We start from the raw sequence: 20,261 nt of genomic DNA, 5'->3' as shown, positions 1-20,261 counted from the left end.
AGCTCTTTTTCTGCACAAAAATCCTGTTAATAGTTTACCATTTGTAAACTATCAACAGGAAAAAGTATAGAGCCAAATAAACGTTGTTGGGTAACCCCGCAGCGCTTATTTTTTTGGCCTAAAGTAAGTTAATAATTGAATAATATTTGCATAAAAATTATTTTTAACGTATAATAAATTCAATAATTAAAAACGGATTAAAAAAGGAGACTCCAGTATGAAAAACAAGGTTCAGAAATTGCTGCTTTTAATGAGTTTACTATTAGGATTACTTGTTCCGACCGTACTGGCGAGCACACCAAGTTTAGCCGCCGAGCAGACAACAACGCAATCAGATAAGTATTTGAAAAAAATTAAAAAACAGGGCTACATGACGGTTGGATTATCCGCCGATTACCCACCTTACGAATTTCACCAAACAATTAATGGCCAAGATAAAATCGTTGGTTTTGATGTATCGATTGCCAGGCGAATTGCGAAAGATATGGGTGTTAAATTAAAAATTAATGAAATGGGTTTTGATGCTTTATTAGGTGCCCTTAAAACAGGAAAAGTCGACATGATTATTTCGGGCATGTCGGAAACGCCAGAGCGAGCTAAACAGGTTACTTTTTCTAAGCCGTACTTACACGTTAAGCAAGTTGTAATTGCCAAAAAAGAGGATGCCGCCAAATTTAAAACTTCAGCGGATTATGAAGGTGTCGCAGTCGGTGCTCAAAAACAAACGACTCAGGAAACATTGGCGCACAATGAGTTGTTTGGTGCCAAGGTGATGTCACTACAAAAAACAACGGATTTAGTACTTAATTTACAAAATAATAAAATTAAAGCAATTGTTTTAGAAAAGCCAGTTGCTGATGCTTACGTCCAGCAGAATAAGGACTTTGCGATAACTAAGACTAGTTTTGCTAATTCTACAAAACCAACGGCCGTTGCAATGCCCAAAGATGCGCCGGCCTTAACAAAGCAAGTAAATAAAAGTATTACTACGATCAATCAAAAAGGGTTAATGACCAAGTATAAAAAGGACGCCAATGCTTTAATGTTCAAAAAAAGTAGTTTCTTCCAACAATATGGTAGTTACTTCCTTAAAGGAACACTTTATACCGTTGAGTTGGCCATTGTTGGTGTGTTCTTTGGGGTTATTTTAGGAACAATGCTTGCCTTTATGAAACGATCGAAGAATTGGTTATTAAAGGCCGTTGCCGTTATTTACATCGAATTTATTCGGGGGACACCACTGCTGATTCAGGTTTTCATTGTTTTCTTTGGCGCACAAATGTTGGGTCTTGGGCTATCGGCCTTAATTTCAAGTATGATTGCCGTATCACTTAACTCTGGTGCTTACGTAGCAGAAATTATTCGTTCGGGGATTAATTCGGTTAAAGTAGGACAGCTAGAGGCGGCGCGTTCATTAGGATTGACGCAAACCGCTAGTATGCGTTATGTTGTGTTACCGCAAGCAATCAAAAATATTTTACCGGCGTTGGGAAATGAATTTATTACTGTCTTAAAGGATTCGTCGGTTGTTTCAGTAATCGGGGTAGGTGAATTGATGTTTGAAACGGGTGTTGTTCAGGGCGCAAGCTTTAAGCCGTTTTCACCATTAATTGTTGCTTCATTGATTTACTTTGTTTTAACTTTCAGTATTTCACGATTGTTGGCTTTGGCTGAACATAAGATGGCGGCTTCAAATTAGAGAGCGTTTAAAAAGCGGTTAGAGTCTACTCCGCAATTGAGCAACGATAATTTTTAGCATGTTTAGGACAAATTAGTTACAGAAAATAAAATGTATAAAAAAAGGACCAACGACAAACGGAATTTCCGCCGTCGTTGGTCCTTTTTTAGTCTTTAAAATTATTTATTGCTTAATTTTGAAGCAGCTGCTTCGTCGATGATAACTGTAACGTTATCTTTCTTTTGTAAAATGCTTGCTGGAAGATCTGGTGTTACAGGGCCTTCAATCATACCCTTAACAGCATCAGCTTTTTCAGCACCCCAAGCCATCAAAATGATGTTCTGAGATTTCATGATTGAACCAATACCCATTGAATAAGCGTATTTAGGAACGTCTTCTTCATGTTCAAAGTTACGTGAGTTAGCTTCGATTGTTGATTCTGTTAAAGCAACTTTACGTGTTTGAGCATCAACGGGGGAGCCTGGTTCGTTAAAACCAATATGACCGTTACGGCCAAGACCTAATACTTGGATATCAATTGGGTTATCAGCAATAACTTTGTTGTAACGAGCGGCTTCGGCATCAGAATCTTCAGCTAAACCGTTTGGTACGTAGCTTTTAGCGAATGGCTTCTTGTTGAACAAGTTGTCTTGCATGAAATAATGGTAGCTTTGATCATTATCTGGTGCCAAACCAACGTATTCATCCAAGTTAACGGAAGTCATCTTAGTGAAATCTACATCGCTTGCAATTAAGTTCTTGTACATTTCAACAGGAGTGCTACCAGTAGCAAGACCTAATACTTTTGCACCATTTTTAACACCTTCGCGGATCATATCAGCTGCTTTTTTGCCGCCTTCAACATCATTCTTAACAACGATAACGTTCATTATTTAGAACCCCTCTTCATAAGTTTTCGTACCTTTATTGGTATAGTCCAATTATAAATCGTTTTGAAAAATAGTCAAGCATTCCACTCATTTTTTGGATTTTTTATTTAACAACAATCATGCTCTCATATAGAAGTAATTCGATTAACGGTGGAATTTATACTGCTAATTATATTTAATTAGGGCGTTAAAACACGATTCTTTATGCTGTTTCGTGATTATGTTGTTATTTTTGAAGTGCGCCAAAACTGATGTTATTGCAGAGCGGAATCTAGTCTGTTTTTGTGCCACTTTTTAGTTAAAGTAGAAGATGGCACGATCAAGTGTGCCAAAGTTCGTGTTGAAGCGATTTCAGGAAGCGGCTACAATGAATTTCGTAAAGTAGAAGGAAAGGAGCGTTTTAAGTTATGGAAAATACAGCAACATCGACGAAGAAAAAATCGTCACTTAAAACGAAAGTCCAGCGTTTAGGTAGTGCCTTGTCTAACATGGTTATGCCAAATATCGGCGCCTTTATCGCTTGGGGCTTAATTACAGCATTATTTATGGCAACTGGTTGGTTGCCAAACGCACATCTTGCCAAATTGATTACACCAATGGTGACTTATTTACTACCATTATTAATTGCGTTTACTGGTGGCTCATCAATAGCAGGTCATCGTGGCGGGGTTGTTGGTGCAATTGCAACAATGGGTGTTATTGTTGGTGCCAACATTCCAATGTTTATTGGTGCTATGTTAATGGGACCACTTGGCGGCTGGTGTATTAAGAAGTGGGACGATCGAGTTCAGCCTCACATTCGTCAAGGCTTTGAAATGTTAGTTAACAACTTTTCATCTGGTATTATTGGAATGCTTTTAGCTATTATTGGCTGTTATGCCATTGGCCCAGTTGTAACAACAGCAAGTGGCTGGTTAGCAACTGGTGTTGACTACATCATTTCGATTCATTTAATTCCGTTGGCAAATATCTTCATTGAACCAGCGAAGGTTTTGTTCTTAAACAACGCTATTAATCAGGGGATTTTGACACCACTTGGTATTCAGCAAGCGGCTAAAGCAGGAAAGTCAATTCTATTCTTGCTTGAACCTGATCCAGGTCCAGGTCTTGGTGTTTTACTTGCCTTTTCTATTTTTGGTAAAGGGACTGCTAAAGCATCTGCACCAAGTGCCATCATTATCCAATTCTTTGGTGGGATTCATGAAATTTACTTCCCTTACATTTTAATGAAACCAGCATTATTCTTATCTGTTATCGCTGGTGGTGTAACTGGGACGTTTACCTTTAGTATGTTAGGTGCTGGCTTGAAAGCATCACCATCACCTGGTTCAATTATTTCGATTCTCTTAATGACACCTAAAGGTATTGGAAACTTTGTTGCTGTCTTAACCGGTGTTGCTGCAGCAACGATTGTTTCCTTCTTAATTTCAATGGTTATCTTGCGCCGGGATAAGACCAATCCGGATGCTGCTTTAGAAGCTGGTCAAGCACAAGTAGATGCTATGAAAGGTAACACCAAGCCTCAAGCTAGCAATGGCAAAGACGCTAAAGCTATCTTATCTGGTGGTACTGTAAGTAAGATTATTTTTGCTTGTGATGCTGGGATGGGTTCATCCGCAATGGGTGCCTCAATCTTACGTGATAAGGTTAAGAAAGCTGGTTTGGATCTTTCTGTAACCAACACGGCCATTAGTAATTTGAAGGATGAATCTGGTTTATTAGTTGTTACACAAGAAGAATTAGCTGATCGAGCTTTGAAGAAGACGCCAGATGCGGTCCACGTATCAGTTGAAAACTTCTTGAATAGTCCTAAGTACGATGAAATTGTCGCCGGCTTGAAGACCAAAGAAGTTACAGCAGATGACGAGACTTCAACGGAAAATGCAGCGCAAGATTCTACTACTAAGGAAACTGACGCTTCGGCTTATAAAGTTGATTTTAGCAAAGTTACTGAAGTTGATTTCGTTCATCACGACCAGAATGTTGGTTCGGCAACAATGGCCCTTTCAACCTTTAAGACTGCTTTAAAGAAAAACGATAAGAAAATAACTGCACGCAATGTTGCTGTTAACGATTTGGAAGATAAGCCAGAAGTGTTGGTTCTTGCTAGTCGTGAAACTGCTAAACGAATTAAATCGCAATTTGCTGATTTACAAGTTATCGTAATGAGTAATCTGTTAGATCCTGCAGAGTATGATAAAATTATCTCTGAACTTAAATAAGATCGTGAATAAAAACGACACAAAAGGCGGCCAATTTTCTCTTTAGGGGAGAATTTGCCTTTTGCCGTATGTAGCATTAAGCTACGCAAACGCCTTGCCTCGACTTTATTCACATTAAAGAGGTTGGTTTGATGTACTTTTCCAATCGAGAAGCAGAGATAATTTTATTACTATTACGGAACGCACAAGGAATGACCCGTGAAGATTTGATGAAACGACTTCACGTTAGCAAGCGAACTGTTTACCGAGAGCTTTCCAGTCTTGAGACAACACTTGCTCATTTACAGATTCAATTAGTTAAGAAACAAAATTATTATCAAATGGTGGGGGAACCGGCCGCAATGACGCAGCTGCGCCAGCAACTTTCAACTGAAGATAACATTGGTTATTTCGATGTTCGCCGGCGGCAAAGCGCGATCACTTGTCGGTTGTTACTGACAAATGATATCGTAAAAATGAAAACTTTTGCGGATGATTTTGGTGTTAGTTCCGCCACCATTGCCCAAGATTTAACGACAATCGAACCAATTTTTACGGATTATCGATTACAGATTGTTCGCAAAAAGGCGCAAGGAATTCAAGTTACTGGAAAAGAGAGTAATCGTCGGCGTGTTTTAAGTGGCGTGCTCAACAGTGAAATTAACGAATATGAATTCTTTGAGTATTTGGAAAAAAATAATCGAGCTACTCAAAAAAATGAATACAGTTCAATGTACTTCATTAAATTGTTAGATTCTGAGCTGTTAGCCATTAGTTTTCAGGCAATTACGAAGTACCAGAAATCCGATTTTCAGCATCTCTCTGATAGCCAGCTGCAACAGTTAACCATTGTTTTGACGGTTTCGGCAATGCGAATTGCCGAAGAACAAACGTTAGATGAGTTAAAGCACGTTGATAAAAATGAGTTATTTAAGGACCAACATTTGGCCATTAACCTGTTTAATCAGTTTCCGGAATCCATTCGGGATCACGTTAATATGCTGGAGCTTGAATTCTTAGCATTACAGATTCAGGGAATGAGCTTTGCGATTCCGAAGAATATTATGTTGGAAAATTACGATTTGGCTTTATCGTATCAAGTCCGAGAACTAATTGCTGATGTAACGACACGCTTTGCTTGGGATTTTCGACAAGACGATACGCTATTTAAGGACTTAATGGCACATTTGTCGGCCGCCTTGAAACGCTCGCATTCTCAGATACCAGAGCTTAACAATCCGGTTTTGACAAAAATTAAGACCGAGTATTCTAATTTATACAAGGATGTTAGTGCAGCTTTAGTTAAGGTTTTTCCGGAAACACATTTTGTTGATAGCGAAATTGCTTACATTGTGATTCACTTCGCTTCTTCTTACGAAAAACGAGTTAAAAAGGCTGAAGTATCTGCATTGGTTCTTTGTGCCAACGGTATCGGAACGGCCAAGATTTTGGAAACACGATTACGTAAAAATGTACCAGAAATTAAACATTTCAAAGTTTCCCGAGTTTCAGAATTGAATAATTTGGATTTGAGTCAGTATGATTTAGTTTTATCCACTATTTTCTTACCAGGATTTCCAATGAAGTATAAGATGATTAGTCCGTTGCTACTTCAAAGTGAAATCAAGGAAATTAAGGATGATATTGTAACCCAATATGGTACGCCGAAAACGGTGGCCAAAAAGCAGGTCACAACTGATTCAAAGGTACTAGCTAAAAAAACTCAGGATTTTAAAGAGGTTTACCAAGCAATGCGAACTGCTAATGATATTTTAGAACGCGTCACTGTTCAAAAAATTAATAATGCCAATCAAGACTTGCTAGCAACCTTAACGCAAATTACGACCAGTTTGGATGGACTCATGTTGAGTGATCCGCACCGGGTCGCCGAGCTATTAATTAAGCGAATGCGTAAGGCACCAGTTGGTATTCCGGGGACGGCAATGGCTTTAATTCACACTACCGATAGTACAATCAAAAAACCATTCTTTTCAATTTATGATTTGAGTGATGCGCTAGACGTTGAAGGTATGGATAATAAACCGATTGCATTAACGCGTGTTTTACTAATGCTAGGACCAGCAAATATGAATTTTGCTGAAAATAGCTTGATGGGAAAGATTAGTGGTTCTATCATTGAAAGTGATTTAAATTTAGAAATTTATAAAACTGGGACGCAGTCAATCGTTTATCAACTAATCAGTAGTCTATTCTTAGACGAAATTAAAGTGATTAATGACGCGGCAACGCCAGAGTGACGAGTGTAAAAGAGAAAGGGTGAGAAATATGGACGCACTTGATAAAGATATGATCTTGCTGAACCAAGAAGTTAAAACCAAAGAGGATGCCATTAAAATGGCTGGTGGCTTATTAGTTGATCACGGCTACGTTGAGGCACCTTATGTTGATTCAATGCTGGCGCGGAACCGCGATGTTTCCGTTTATATGGGTAACTTTATCGCAATTCCTCACGGCACTGGTGACGGTAAGCAGTATATTAAAAAGACAGGTATTTCGATTGTTCAATTGCCTTGGGGTGTTGATTTTGCGGATGATCCCGCAGATGAAAAACTCGTGACCGTAGTCTTTGGTATTGCAGGCTTAAATGGTGAACACCTACAGTTATTATCGCAAATCGCACTTTTCTGTAGCGACATTAATAATGTCGAAAAGTTGGCTGACGCGCAGTCACCAGATGAAATTATCAATTTATTGAAAGAGGTTGAGTAACGTGCAAGCAGTACATTTTGGAGCAGGAAATATTGGTCGTGGCTTTATTGGTGAAACTTTAGCAGCAAATGGTTTTAGTATTGATTTCGTTGACGTTAACAGCACCATCATTGATGCCTTAAACGCACGGCACGAATACGATATTGAATTAGCCGCTGAAGGCCATAAAAAGATTCACGTTGCAAACGTTGATGGTTTAAATAACAAGGATCATCCTGAGGCTGTTGTCGCAGCAATTGAAAAAACTGATTTAGTGACAACTGCCATTGGGCCTAAGATTTTACCATTTATTGCACCATTGATTGCTGATGGGATTAAGGCACGTTTAGCTGCAAAATCTGAAACTAAGTTAGATGCAATTGCCTGTGAAAATATGATTGGTGGCAGTCAGTTCTTAAAGACTGAAGTTTATAAGCATTTAAATGCCGACGAACAAAAGTACGCCGATGCCTACGTTGGTTTTCCAAACGCTGCCGTTGACCGGATTGTACCGATTCAACATCATGAAGATCCTTTGGCCGTTTCCGTTGAACCATTCAAGGAATGGGTCGTTGATGAATCCCAGATGAAGAATCCTGAATTGAAGCTTGATACCGTTGTTTACGTTCCCGATTTGGAACCATACATCGAACGGAAGTTATTCTCAGTTAATACAGGCCACGCTACTGTTGCTTATACTGGTAAATATAAAGGTTATACAACAATTGGTGACGCCATTAAAGATCCTGAAATTTGGAAACAATTGCAGGGTGCTTTGAGCGAAACTCGTGATTTGTTGAGCCATGAATTTGACTTTACGGTTGCCGAATTAAAAGAATATCAAGATAAAGTTGCTAGTCGTTTCCAAAACCCATATATCTCTGACGATATCTCACGGGTTGCACGAACACCAATCCGTAAGTTAGGCTACGACGAACGCTTTGTACGACCAATGCGTGAATTGAAGGCCAAGGGATTAGATTACAGCACCTTGTTGGATACTGTTGGCATGATCTTTACTTACGATGAACCTAAAGATGATGAATCAGTTAAGTTACAACAAATGTTGAAGGACGAAGATCTAACCAGCGTTATTAAAGAAGTAACTGGTTTGAAGGATGCTGATTTGATTAGCGCAATTGCAAAATCATACCAAGGCAAATTGGCCGCTAAATAATTAAGGACTGGAAGTGGAACAAAAGTCGGTTTTGGGTTTATTGCGTAACTAAGCACAGGAACCTGGGCGCTTTTCCAAACACTCCCGTTAGGCACGTGAATCCAGGTTTTTGGCGCACGTTCTAGAATAATGATCGGAAATAGTAAGAAGCTCAGACTTTTCTGGGCTTCTTTTTTTGTACTTTCGGCGTAAAAGTGCCACTCTTAATTATTTCTCAAGCTTTCTTTGTTAGAATTACTAAAGTGTGGTATGTTCGTTGAAGACTAGTAACGGTTCAAGCTTGCTTGGTGGCCGTTATGGGATGATCCACATAAATAAAGGCAATGGTTTGAAGTTGCCGATACTACCAGTTGCGATCATGGCAAGCTGGTTCATAAGGAATTTTAATGAGCAGACTAAGAAATTTTTTAAGAGTATTCTGTGCTCGGCCGCAATAAAATTTACTTAAACGTGTTTAAAAATTAGCTGATGTGAAACAAGGAGGAATTATCTATGAAAATTTTAGTTGTTGATGACGATAAGGATATCGTTGAATTATTAAGTATTTACATTAAAAATGAAGGTTATGAGGCACTTAAGGCTTACGATGGTAAGGAGGCTTTAACAAAACTGGCCACTAATCCAGACGTTGCTTTGATGATTTTAGATATCATGATGCCAAATATGGATGGAATGGAAGTTGTCCGTGAAGTCCGAAAAGATTCACAGATTCCGATCCTTATGTTATCGGCCAAGACAACTGATATGGATAAAATTCAGGGCCTAATTAGTGGGGCTGATGACTACGTTTCTAAGCCCTTCAATCCACTAGAGGTCATGGCGCGGGTTAAATCCTTGTTACGCCGCAGTCAACAACAAGTAACCGATGATACACCCGATGTACTTGAAGTTGGACCTTTAGAGATTAAAAAAGATTCCCATGAAGTAAAAACGATTTCTGGAAAGCAAATTCAATTAACGGCACTAGAATTTGGCATTTTATACTTATTGGCCGGTCACCCCAACCGAGTTTTTTCAGCGGATGAAATTTTTGAACGTGTTTGGCAACAAGAAAGTATTGTTTCGGCCAAAACGGTGATGGTTCACGTCAGTCATTTACGCGATAAAATTGAGGAAGCAACGGATGGCGAGAAGGTCATTCAAACTGTTTGGGGCGTGGGCTATAAAGTTGAAGCACATTAAGGAGGTCACCGGTAAACTGTGAAATTAACCGGACGAGAAAAAAGCGCGCTATTCATAGAGGGCGTTACAACCGTTATTTTATTACTATTATTGAATTTGTCCGTAATCGTTCTGGCTAATCAGGCTATTCACACTAATCGAGCGTTGAACGATGGTATTTTTCAAATCAAGAACGCCGTTTCAATTGGGCCCAATAATTTCCACTTAATGAGCTGGCAAAATATTTTTACGATTTTTATGCTAGTTTTTGATGCCTTGGTTGTTTATTGGCGTTTAATTCGGCGCTACCATCAGATGCAACTTAGTCACGTTATTAGTGAATTACACCATATTGCGGACGGACATTTTGAGCATAGAATTCCGTTTACGTTGCGCGGTGATTTGCAGCGCGTTATTTTAAGTATTAACGCGTTGGTTGACTCGACGGTTAAGGCAATGGATGATGAGCGGCGAATTGAGGACTCAAAGGATGAGCTAATCACCAACGTTAGCCACGATATTCGAACGCCGCTAACGTCTATAATTGGATATTTGGGTCTGATTGAGGATCACCAGTATCAAAATGAGGCTCAAATTCTGAAATATACCCACATAGCTTTTGGAAAGGCCAAACAGATGCAAGTATTAGTTGAGGATTTGTTTGAATACACTAAGGTTCGGCAAACTTCGACACCAGTTACCATTAGTCAAATTGATATGGGCCAGATGTTAGAGCAATTGGCCGCCAGTTTCGAGCTAGAGGCCGAAAAAAAGCAATTATTAATCAACGTGAAGTATCGACCAGATCCATTAATGATGGACGCTGATCCAGAAAAATTAAGCCGGGTGTTCAATAATCTGATCAGCAATGCATTAAAGTACGGTAAAGATGCCAAACATATTTTTTTGGAAGCTAAACAAGAAGGTACTCAGGTTATGATTAAAGTGTCAAATGATGGCTCACCGATTCCTAAAGAAGCGTTGAGTCAGTTATTTGATCGCTTCTACCGGGTGGAAGAATCACGCTCTAAAGAAACTGGAGGTACTGGTCTAGGCTTGGCCATTGCTCAGAGTATTGTTAGTTTACATGGTGGCTATATCTACGCAACTTCGGACAGGCATTTAACTAGTTTTGTCATGTACTTACCCGTTAAGCACGGGGTTAAATTAGAAATACCGAAGCAATACCAGAACTAGTGGAAAAGGGAGTAGGATAGTGAAAAAAATTGTTAGCCGAATAATTGTTATTCTAACTTTAAGTTTGTTAGGGGTAGCTACGGTCAGTCAACCAAGTGCAGCGGCAACTCAGGGGCAACTGTTAGATGCCAAGGCTGGGATTGCAGTTGACGCTAGTAGTGGGCAAATTTTATACCAGCAAAACGCTAAACAAGTTTTGCCAATTGGTTCAATGACAAAGATGGTTCTTATCTACCTAACTTTGCAGGCCATTAAAGAGGGCAAATTAACTTGGAATACTGAAGTACCAGTGGATCAATTGGCCTACCGTCTAACCCAAGATAAGGATCTAACCAATGTGCCACTGGAAGAAAATGGTCACTACACGGTTGGTTCTTTATACCAGGCAGCCCTAGTTGCGTCGGCCAATTCGGCAGCAGTTCTGTTGGGCAATGCGGTAGCAGGGTCACAGACAGGTGCAGTTAATCAAATGCGTACTTTACTTAAGCGTTGGGGGATTGAAGATGCCAAGATCGTAAATACTAGCGGTCTAAATAATAGTTACTTAGGTGATGATCGCTACCCTAATTCGGCTAGTACGGCTGAAAATGAAATGTCGGCGGCAGATGTTGCTATTGTTGCCCAGCATTTAATGGCCGACTACCCAGAAGTTCTGGAAACAACTAAACAGCGCTCACTGCCATTTCAGGTAAAATCAGGAACGACAACGACTATGAAAACCTGGAACGCAATGTTACCTGGTGAATCGGCCGCGGTCAGTGATTTACCGGTGGATGGCTTGAAGACAGGCACAACGGATTTGGCCGGTGAATGCTTTGCTGGTACCGTTAGCAAAAACGGCAATCGAATTATTACCGTGGTAATGCACGCTAATCAGGCCGAAAAGGATAAAAATGCTCGGTTTACCGAAACGGCAAAATTAATGCACGAGGTTTTCAATACGCAGACTAAACAGACTTGGTTACCTAAAGGGGCACAGGTGAACCAGCTTAAAACCTTGGCGGTACCGAATGGGAAGAATACAGCGGTTAAAATTGGCACTAAGCAGGCACTGACTTTTTGGGCGCCAACTGCTGCAACTAGTAATCAAATAAAACTTAGTTATCAGTTAACGAAGGCGGCCGCAAAGAAACAACTAACAGTACCCGTTAAGGCACAGCAAAAAGTAGGAACGGCCACGGTTCAGTCCAACAATTATCTTCCGGGCTATTCAGTACCAAAAGTGACCTTAGTGACACAAACCTCTGTAGCTAAGGCAACGTTTGGCCAACAAGTTAGTCGGTTCTTCCAAAACATATTTTAAGCGATAGCGTGACGGAAATTATTTTTCCTAGTGGCTGAATAGCTACTTACCGATTAGCGTTTAAATTTAGATGATGAACAAGTACGGTGGTGGAGATTTGCTCATAACTGGGCACTTTCAACACCGTTCTTTTTTTTCGGAAACAAAAGTGAGAATCTCATTTAAACGGGGCTTTTATGCTATAATAAATCACGTATTAAAAACGGTTTTACGTAATTTTTGAATGCCGATGCTACTTTTTCAAACAGGTTTTAATTGGGCATCTGAAGGAGGATCATCATGCAGTTGCAACTAAATGAAGTTATTGAATTACTAAATGAACATCAACTATTAAAAAAGGTCACTGATGCACCAAACGTCATTTTTAAGGGGATTGCTTACGATTCACGTAAGGTGACGGAGGCCTCACTCTTCTTTTGTAAGGGCGCTTTTAAACCAGATTATTTATCAACGGCAAAGAAAAATGGTGCAACGGCTTATATGGCCGAGGCCGAACTAGAAGAGGGCGTGGGTCTAGTTGCGATTATTGTCACTAATATTCAAAAGGCAATGGCGTTAATTAGTGCGGCGTTTTATGACTTTCCGCAAAATCAACTCTTCATCATTGCCTATACTGGGACTAAGGGTAAGACAACGTCGAGCTATTTCACCCGTAATATTTTAAAGGAAACAACATCGGATAAAACAGCCTTATTTTCAACGATTGATCGAATTATTGGGCCTAAACCAGAGCAGGAATTTAAATCTAATTTAACGACGCCAGAATCACTGGATCTTTTTCACGACATGCGCGAGGCGGTGGATTCAGGGATGACGCACTTGGTGATGGAAGTTTCTTCCCAGGCTTACAAAAAAGAACGTGTTTACGGACTTCATTTTGACGTTGGTGTTTTTTTGAATATTACACCAGATCATATTGGACCGACGGAGCACCCTAACTTCGCGGATTATTTACACTGCAAGTTACAGTTGTTAGTTAATTCGAAAATCTGCGTCATTAATGCTGAAACGGACCACTTATTGGATGTTTATCAGGCCGCCAAAACAACTAGCCAGCCAGAAGATATTTATTTATTTGCCCATCAAGATTTTCAGCCTAAAATGGCAGTTCCACCGGTTGATTACCGATTCAAAAGTGATGAGGCCGATTTAATTGAAAGTCAGTTTGAATTTTATCCGGTAACGCCTAAGGCTAAGAAGATCGGTAATGGCGCAACTTACGAATTAAATTTGCCTGGTAACTTTAATGAAAGTAACGCCGTAGCCGCTGCGGTCACCGCTAGTTTAGCGGGGGCAAGTCAAGCAGAAATCGCGCAAGGATTAAGAACTGTCCACGTTCCAGGACGAATGGAATCATTGCAAACGGAACATAATGGCACCATCTACGCGGATTATGCGCATAATTATGCCAGTATGAAAGCATTACTAAGTTTTCTAGAAAGTCAGCAAAAGACGGATAAAGTGATTGTTGTCGTTGGTAGTCCAGGAAATAAGGGAGTTTCCCGCCGGGCAGGCTTTGCTAAGGTTCTGAGTGAGTACGCAGATGTCGCTTTCTTAACAACAGATGATCCTAGTTTTGAAGATCCTTTAAAAATTGCTAAACAAATTGATGAAAACATTGACCATAAGAAAGTCAACGTTACAATTGAAATAGATCGGCCCAAGGCTATCCGCAAGGCCATTGAATTGAGTACGGAAAATGATATTGTCGTGCTCGCCGGAAAGGGTGACGACGCCTACCAAAAGGTTCGTGGTGTCGATACGCCTTACCCAACTGACATGGTCGTTGCTAAAGAAATTGTGAGAGGATTAAAAGATTAATGATGGAAAGTGAAACTGATTTTATCCCAGTACTTTTAGGGAGCGATATTAATGTTTATGGAATGGCACGGGCTTTTTATGAGCGCTACGGTAAAAAAGTGCAGGCCTTTGCCAGTGTCCAATTTGCTCCAACTAAATACAGTAAAGTAGTTGACGTCGAAACCTTCCCGGGATTTAATGAGGATCCTGGTTTTATTGCCAGCATGGAGAAGATCGCCAAGCGTTATCAAAATGTTCATAAAAAAGTGATTTTAATTGCTTGTGGTGATGGCTACGTTGAACTTGTTTCTAAGCATAAAGAGTTTCTACAAAAAACGTTTGTTGTTCCTTACGTTGATTATGATCTTGTCGAGAAATTAATCAGTAAAGAAGCCTTTTACGAAATGGCTGATCAGTATGATTTACCCCATCCGTTAACCCAAATTATTACGTGGGATGACTATAAGGCTGGCGTTGCAAAAATTGATGTTCCATATCAATTTCCAGTTGCGTTGAAACCCTCAAATGCTGTTGAATGGTTAGACATTCATTTTGAAGGACGTAAAAAGGCGTTTCGAATTAAAACTCGGGCAGAATTTGACGATATTGTCAGCAAAATCTACGATAACGGCTATACTTCCGACGTTATCTTACAAGATTTTATTCCTGGTGATGATTCCAACATGCGCACGTTAAACTGCTATGTTGATCAGTATCACCACGTGAAGTTAATGTGTTTGGGACATCCATTATTGGAGGATCCAACGCCAGCTGATATTGGTAACTACGTCGCAATTTTACCTGAATATAATCAAGCACTGTACGATACGATTCAGAAGTTTTTGGAGGCAATCAACTTTACCGGTTATTGCAACTTCGATATGAAGTATGATTCCCGGGATAAGAGCTTTAAATTATTTGAAATTAATTTGCGCCAAGGTCGTAGCAGCTTCTTTGTTACTTTAAATGGGTATAATTTGGCACAAATGCCAGTTGAAGATTACGTCACAGGTGAAATGAAAGATAAACCAACTGTCTATGGTAACAAAGATGAGTCTAAACAAATGTTGTGGCTAGGTGTTCCCGCTAAAGTTTTCAAAAAATACGCACGGGACAATGCCGATAAGCAGCGAGCCCTAAAATTATTAGCGGCCAAACGTTACGGCACAACTGTTTTTTACAAGGGTGACCGCAACTTAAAGCGGTATATTTTGCAGCGTTATTCTTTCTATTTGTACAATGGACGTTTTGCCCAATACTTCAAGGAAAATAAGGAATAGGCTGACTTTGAAAATTGGTTATGGTAGTATTTTTCTAACCAATTTGGGTTAGAGGTGCTTGAAAAAGTATCTTTCCGTGCTTAATTTCATTTAGTGAACAACGCTCGTGACTGGAACGCTTTTATAAGTATTCGCATGTAGTTCATCGTTTTAACCTTATGCTCGCATTTTTAGGAGGTTGGTAGGATGCAACAATTTTTCTCGATTTTAGGTGGAATGGGCACAATGGCGACGGATAGTTTTATTCGAATTTTAAATCAACGAACGCCGGCCAAAAATGATCAAGATTATTTAAACTATATTTTGGTCAATCACGCGACTGTACCGGACCGGACAACTTATCTATTAGATCATAGCAAAACGAATTTTTTGCCGACTTTACTAGAAGATGTGGAACAACAAAATTCATTAAAGCCTGATTTCATGGTAATGGTCTGTAATACGGCCCACTATTTTTACGATGAGCTAAATGCAGCTAGTGACGTGCCATTTTTAAATATGCCTGAAGAAACGGTTAAGGAAATCAAGCATAAATTTCCGACGGCCAAACGAATTGGTTTGGCGGCGACTCAAGGAACTGTCGCGAGTGGCGTTTACCAACCAATAATTAAAAAGGCTGGCTACACGGAAGTTGATCCAACACCTGCAATTCAGCAGAAAATCAACGACTTGATTTATACCTCCATTAAAGAGGAACAAGGCCACGTTGACGCCACACTTTACCACACAATTTTGGCTGATATGGTTCAGGATATGAAGGTTGACGCCATTATTTTAGGTTGCACTGAGTTATCATTGGCCGAAGAAAAGGCGCCGGATCATAATTACCCAGTTGTTGACTCTCAGTCGACAATTGCGGATCGGACACTGGAGTTGGCTCTAAAATTACGGCAAGAACGACAGGCAAAATAAATTAACCGAATAAATAAGCTTCAAGCCCTTCAGCTATTTTTCTGAAGGCTTGGAGCTTATTTTGTCTCTTTTTTCAAACACGCTCTAATTATTTAACGTCTAATTCAACATCTTCAAAATATTTGCTGAAGTGTGCAACGTAATGGCCCGTTTGTAAATGTGGTGGGAGAAGGAAAGTGCCACTGGAAACTTTAGTACCTTTAGGGTAGTCAACACCTTGTTCGGCTAATTTTTTAACTAGCCATTGTAATGAGTTGAGCGGATTTCCGAGAACCTCAGAGGATTTACCAGTGCCGAGTTGTTTTCCGTCAAGGGATAAGGTGCAATCAACACCGGCCAAGTCGTTAACGGCAACCTTGGCAGTCGTTGGTTTTGTGTAAACTACCCGGCCACCAACGGCACCATCGGCAACAACTAAGTATTTCGAAAGGCTAGGGAACCAATCTTTGAACCGTGAGTCAGGCAGCTCAACGCCGGCCGAGACCTCAACTTTGCTGAGCAGTTCGGCCAATGAATCCGTTGCTAAAAGTGCTTCTTTTGCGGTGAAGACCATTTCAACTTCAAGTAGGGGATCCATTAAATCACTGAGTTTAACTGTCGCGTAATTTTTGAGCCAGGCACTGGTTGTTTCAGCGCCATAAAATGGTGAATCAGAGTCAAACATTTTTTGGGTTTCTTCGGAGGTTAGGCTGACTTTATAGCCGCCAACAGCTTCATTTTTAAGTTCGGTAAAAGCACGTTGAACACGATAGGCAGTATCAAAATTAGCAACTTTTTCCTCGTAGTCAGTTGCAGTTAATGGCCGTTTGGTCACCAAGGCTTGGTACAGATCATTAGCAACTTCTTCTTCAGTGGCGTTCTTTGTAGCAAGTACATTCTTTTCTGACATAAAAATCAGCTCCTCAAATAGTTTTTAGAAATAGGTGAGACTGTTCAACAATAAAGTGAGTGTGTTTAAAAGCGGGTAATATTAAGTATACGTATAGTGCATTTCAATAAAAAAATCCCGCAAAGTAGAAAATCTACTTTACGGGACGATTAATCGCGTTACCACCCAAATTTTTATGTTACTCACATAACATAACTCATCACGTACGGAATAATAATCAGAATTATTCGATACGCTAGCAAAATAATGGTTGCTACCAATGACGGTTACTTTAAGCTTCGCGTCATAACTCCAAGGTGATTTTCAAAAATTGTCGTGATGTTTCCTTGCACCTAACGAAACTCGCTGACTCAACGACAATCAATTACTTTTCCTCATCAATGTCTATTTATATCTCATCTATTTCTAATATGGTGTTACTATAAGGCTGATTTTGATGGATGTCAATAGCTATTTTAGATTAAAAATGAGAAAATTAAAATATGATGATATTTTAATGCAAACAAAAAGAAGCTGGGACAAAAGTCCTGGCCTCTCATTGTTTCTGAACATTACCCTAGAACGTGCGCCAAAAGTCTGGGTTCACGTGCCTAACTACGGCTAATCAAATAACCGTACTATGGTTATTCGATTAGCCTACGTTACACAGTAAATCCAAAAAGGACTTTTGTCCCACTCCCTTAAAGTAATTAATCGTTAGTTGCAGACTCTTTAGCCAATTCTTTAGCGTAAATGTAATCGCGGGTCATTGGCATAAATTTACCGGAGGCACCCTTAGAGATTAAGAATTGAATAACGTCAATGTTGCCAGACTCAAATGAAGCAGCGGCGGCCTGTAAGTAGAGGTCCCACATGCGAGTAAACCGTTCACCTTCAAGCTTGGTAACTTCATCCAAATGGTCATTAAAATTCTTATCCCAAATTTCAAGCGTGTGCTGGTAGTGACGTCGTAAAGGCTCAACGTCATCAATTTGTAACTTAGCGTCGATAATGTGCTGCATATTTTCAGTTAAACCAGGGACATAACCACCTGGGAAAATGTACTTAGTTAACCAAGCATTGGTTGCGCCACCTTGTTGCCGCGTAATGCCGTGAATCAAAGCCACGCCATCGTCCTTCATGTATTTGCTAACCGTCTTGAAGTATAATTCAAGATTTTCTTTGCCAACGTGTTCAAACATACCAACTGAAGTAACGTAATCAAATGGTTCGTGTTTTAATTCGCGGTAGTCGGTCAGCTGAATATCGGCGACATCCTGTAGTCCTTGATCGTTAATTTGTTGTTGAACGTAATTGTATTGTTCTTGGCTCAAAGTAATCCCAGTAACGTGGAGACCATATTCTTTTGCAGCTGTTAGCATCAAGGTTCCCCAACCACAGCCAATATCAAGCAAGGTTCGCCCAGATTGTGGGTCCAACTTATTTAAAATATGACGGACTTTGTTCATTTGTGCCTGTTCCAATGTATCCTTTGGTGATTGGAAGTAAGCGCACGAATAAGTCATTGTTGAGTCTAACCATAACTGGTAAAAATCATTACCAACGTCATAGTGACTTTGAACGTCCTCTTTGCTGTGTTTTTCAGTGTGGGACTGTTTTGGTAAGAAACGAATGTATTTTGAATTACGCATAAAGCTGCCAGCACTTTCGTATGCCGCCGTTAACAGCTTTTGAATACTGTAAGGTCCGCCATCAATTTCAATCTTACCGTCCATGTAACCTTCGCCAAGTGCCAATGAAGCATTGTTTAGAATTTCCTTCATTGGAATTACTTCGTGAAATGTGATGGTGACTTCTGGCTCGCCTTCACCGTAAACAACGCTCTTGCCGTCCCAATAATTTACTTTAACCGGAATATTAAATGAGTGACTGAAGAGTGTTTTATAAAAAGTCTTTTCAAGCATGTGCCAAAATCCTTCCTCTCGCAATGTAAGTATAAAAGACAGTATACGCCACTTTCTGAAAAGTAGTAAGTGTAAGCAATTAATGAAGTGTTTTTTAATTTCAAATTATACTGTTGCAGGAAAAGTAACCGTAAACATGGTATACTTTGACGAGAAAGTATTCAAGAACAACACGACTTTTTAGTGTAACTGATTAAAAAATATCGTAATTAAATTAATTAACGGGTATGAGAGGGTGTTTTCCCGTGAAAAGATTGGTCTCCGTGTTATTGATTTTAGGTAGCAGCTTATTACTGGCAAGCTGTAGTAGTCAAGCAAATAGTGATTATCAAGATGCAATGACACAAGCAAAATCGGCGGTTGATAAAGAAAACTATTCAACAGCACAAGCACAATATAATAAAGCGCTGACCGCAAAAAAATCGGATCAAACGGCACAAGCCTCGTTAAAACAGGTTAAGTTAATGCGCACCGCCGATATGGATATTCAGCAGGCCAAAAAGACAAACGCTAAAGAAAAATTACAGCAGGTTGCGGCAACTGAACATGGCAATTCAACGTTAGTTAAGCAAGCAAAGATGTTGCAAACTAAGCTACCAACAGTTATTAAGCAACAGAAGAACTACCAGCACGAATTAGCGCAGGCACGCTCATTAAGTGATAACGGTAATTTTGTTGGCTCGAACGCGGCGATTCGAAAATTACTTGCTAAAAAATCGATTAACCAAACTTACTACACAACTGTTCGCTCCACGGCCCGAGGCATCCGTTCTTCAAATAATGCGTCGATTAGCAGTCAGAAACGGACAGCCACACAAAATAGTCAACAACCAACAATTGCTAAACCATAATGAAACTAGAAAGTGGGGATCATGATGACTGATACAAAGGTAAAAGCTAAAGATCAAAAATTGCAACAACGCTACCGTAAAATACGACGTCGCCAAATTTTGGTGCCGGTGGCCATTGCAGAACTAATTGTGCAAGGCTTAGCCATTCGCAGTATTTTACATCGTTCAAGTTTTAAGCGCGGTAATAAATTTGTTTGGTTGCCAGTGACTTTAATACAACCAATTGGCCCCTGGTTGTATTTCCGCTATGGTCGCGGCAAGAAATAAGAGAGTGTTTGGAAAAGCGGTTAGATTCTACTTCACAATTGA

16 protein-coding genes and 1 other annotated feature are annotated in these 20,261 nt (G+C 39.9%); of the genes, 13 read left to right on the top strand and 3 right to left on the bottom strand.

Annotation, left to right across the window (positions count from 1 at the left end):
• Positions 1 to 217 precede the first annotated feature (217 nt).
• Positions 218 to 1,699: an ABC transporter substrate-binding protein/permease gene (locus EKM98_RS08695; protein WP_068222313.1), complete on the top strand. Its 1,482-nt coding sequence runs from the start codon at positions 218 to 220 to the stop codon at positions 1,697 to 1,699.
• 158 nt (positions 1,700 to 1,857) lie between these two features.
• Here the strand turns inward: EKM98_RS08695 and nagB are convergent, their stop codons facing one another.
• Positions 1,858 to 2,568 carry a glucosamine-6-phosphate deaminase gene (nagB, locus tag EKM98_RS08690; protein ID WP_068222316.1) on the bottom strand — a complete coding sequence of 237 codons (711 nt, stop codon included), beginning with the start codon at positions 2,566 to 2,568 and terminating at the stop codon, positions 1,858 to 1,860.
• A gap of 407 nt (positions 2,569 to 2,975) precedes the next feature.
• Between nagB and EKM98_RS08685 the strand changes: the two genes are divergently transcribed.
• The 10 genes from EKM98_RS08685 to EKM98_RS08640 all read left to right on the top strand — a co-directional run bounded on the left by EKM98_RS08685 (position 2,976) and on the right by EKM98_RS08640 (position 16,308).
• On the top strand, positions 2,976 to 4,790 hold the full coding sequence (locus EKM98_RS08685; RefSeq protein WP_068222318.1) for a PTS mannitol transporter subunit IICBA: 1,815 nt from the start codon (positions 2,976 to 2,978) through the stop codon (positions 4,788 to 4,790).
• A 128-nt stretch (positions 4,791 to 4,918) separates the two neighbouring features.
• Positions 4,919 to 7,027, top strand: a complete 2,109-nt coding sequence (locus EKM98_RS08680; RefSeq protein ID WP_404802945.1) for a BglG family transcription antiterminator — start codon at positions 4,919 to 4,921, stop codon at positions 7,025 to 7,027.
• Between the two features lie 28 nt (positions 7,028 to 7,055).
• Positions 7,056 to 7,499, top strand: coding sequence for a PTS sugar transporter subunit IIA (locus EKM98_RS08675; RefSeq protein WP_068222324.1), 444 nt, complete (start codon positions 7,056 to 7,058; stop codon positions 7,497 to 7,499).
• A 1-nt stretch (position 7,500) separates the two neighbouring features.
• Positions 7,501 to 8,655 carry a mannitol-1-phosphate 5-dehydrogenase gene (locus tag EKM98_RS08670; protein WP_068222327.1) on the top strand — a complete coding sequence of 385 codons (1,155 nt, stop codon included), beginning with the start codon at positions 7,501 to 7,503 and terminating at the stop codon, positions 8,653 to 8,655.
• A 492-nt stretch (positions 8,656 to 9,147) separates the two neighbouring features.
• Positions 9,148 to 9,837, top strand: coding sequence for a response regulator transcription factor (locus EKM98_RS08665; protein ID WP_068222330.1), 690 nt, complete (start codon positions 9,148 to 9,150; stop codon positions 9,835 to 9,837).
• An 18-nt stretch (positions 9,838 to 9,855) separates the two neighbouring features.
• The gene (locus tag EKM98_RS08660; RefSeq protein ID WP_068222333.1) at positions 9,856 to 11,013 is read left to right on the top strand and encodes a sensor histidine kinase; all 1,158 of its coding nucleotides are present in this window, start codon (positions 9,856 to 9,858) and stop codon (positions 11,011 to 11,013) included.
• Positions 11,014 to 11,032: 19 nt separating this feature from the next.
• Positions 11,033 to 12,316, top strand: coding sequence for a D-alanyl-D-alanine carboxypeptidase family protein (locus EKM98_RS08655; protein ID WP_225359763.1), 1,284 nt, complete (start codon positions 11,033 to 11,035; stop codon positions 12,314 to 12,316).
• Positions 12,317 to 12,595: 279 nt separating this feature from the next.
• Positions 12,596 to 14,137 carry a UDP-N-acetylmuramoyl-L-alanyl-D-glutamate--2,6-diaminopimelate ligase gene (locus tag EKM98_RS08650; RefSeq protein WP_125982084.1) on the top strand — a complete coding sequence of 514 codons (1,542 nt, stop codon included), beginning with the start codon at positions 12,596 to 12,598 and terminating at the stop codon, positions 14,135 to 14,137.
• Positions 14,138 to 14,139: 2 nt separating this feature from the next.
• A complete protein-coding gene (locus EKM98_RS08645; RefSeq protein WP_068226173.1) occupies positions 14,140 to 15,396 on the top strand; it encodes a carboxylate--amine ligase in 1,257 nt (418 codons plus the stop codon).
• A 186-nt stretch (positions 15,397 to 15,582) separates the two neighbouring features.
• Complete coding sequence (locus EKM98_RS08640) at positions 15,583 to 16,308, top strand: amino acid racemase (RefSeq protein ID WP_068222342.1); 726 nt, start codon at positions 15,583 to 15,585, stop codon at positions 16,306 to 16,308.
• 88 nt (positions 16,309 to 16,396) lie between these two features.
• Here the strand turns inward: EKM98_RS08640 and EKM98_RS08635 are convergent, their stop codons facing one another.
• Positions 16,397 to 17,197, bottom strand: a complete 801-nt coding sequence (locus tag EKM98_RS08635; protein WP_068222345.1) for a 2-keto-4-pentenoate hydratase — start codon at positions 17,195 to 17,197, stop codon at positions 16,397 to 16,399.
• 138 nt (positions 17,198 to 17,335) lie between these two features.
• Positions 17,336 to 17,587 (bottom strand) — a binding site (T-box leader).
• A gap of 299 nt (positions 17,588 to 17,886) precedes the next feature.
• The gene (locus tag EKM98_RS08630; protein ID WP_068222348.1) at positions 17,887 to 19,101 is read right to left on the bottom strand and encodes an SAM-dependent methyltransferase; all 1,215 of its coding nucleotides are present in this window, start codon (positions 19,099 to 19,101) and stop codon (positions 17,887 to 17,889) included.
• A 245-nt stretch (positions 19,102 to 19,346) separates the two neighbouring features.
• Between EKM98_RS08630 and EKM98_RS08625 the strand changes: the two genes are divergently transcribed.
• Positions 19,347 to 19,952, top strand: a complete 606-nt coding sequence (locus tag EKM98_RS08625) for a hypothetical protein (protein WP_125982082.1) — start codon at positions 19,347 to 19,349, stop codon at positions 19,950 to 19,952.
• Between the two features lie 21 nt (positions 19,953 to 19,973).
• On the top strand, positions 19,974 to 20,219 hold the full coding sequence (locus EKM98_RS08620; RefSeq protein ID WP_225418554.1) for a hypothetical protein: 246 nt from the start codon (positions 19,974 to 19,976) through the stop codon (positions 20,217 to 20,219).
• The last annotated feature ends 42 nt before the right edge of the window (positions 20,220 to 20,261 follow it).

Source organism: Loigolactobacillus iwatensis, assembly GCF_003950295.1.
GTDB lineage: Bacteria > Bacillota > Bacilli > Lactobacillales > Lactobacillaceae > Loigolactobacillus > Loigolactobacillus iwatensis.
Note: the sequence above shows the minus strand (reverse complement) of the source record. Positions and strands in the feature narration are given on the sequence as shown.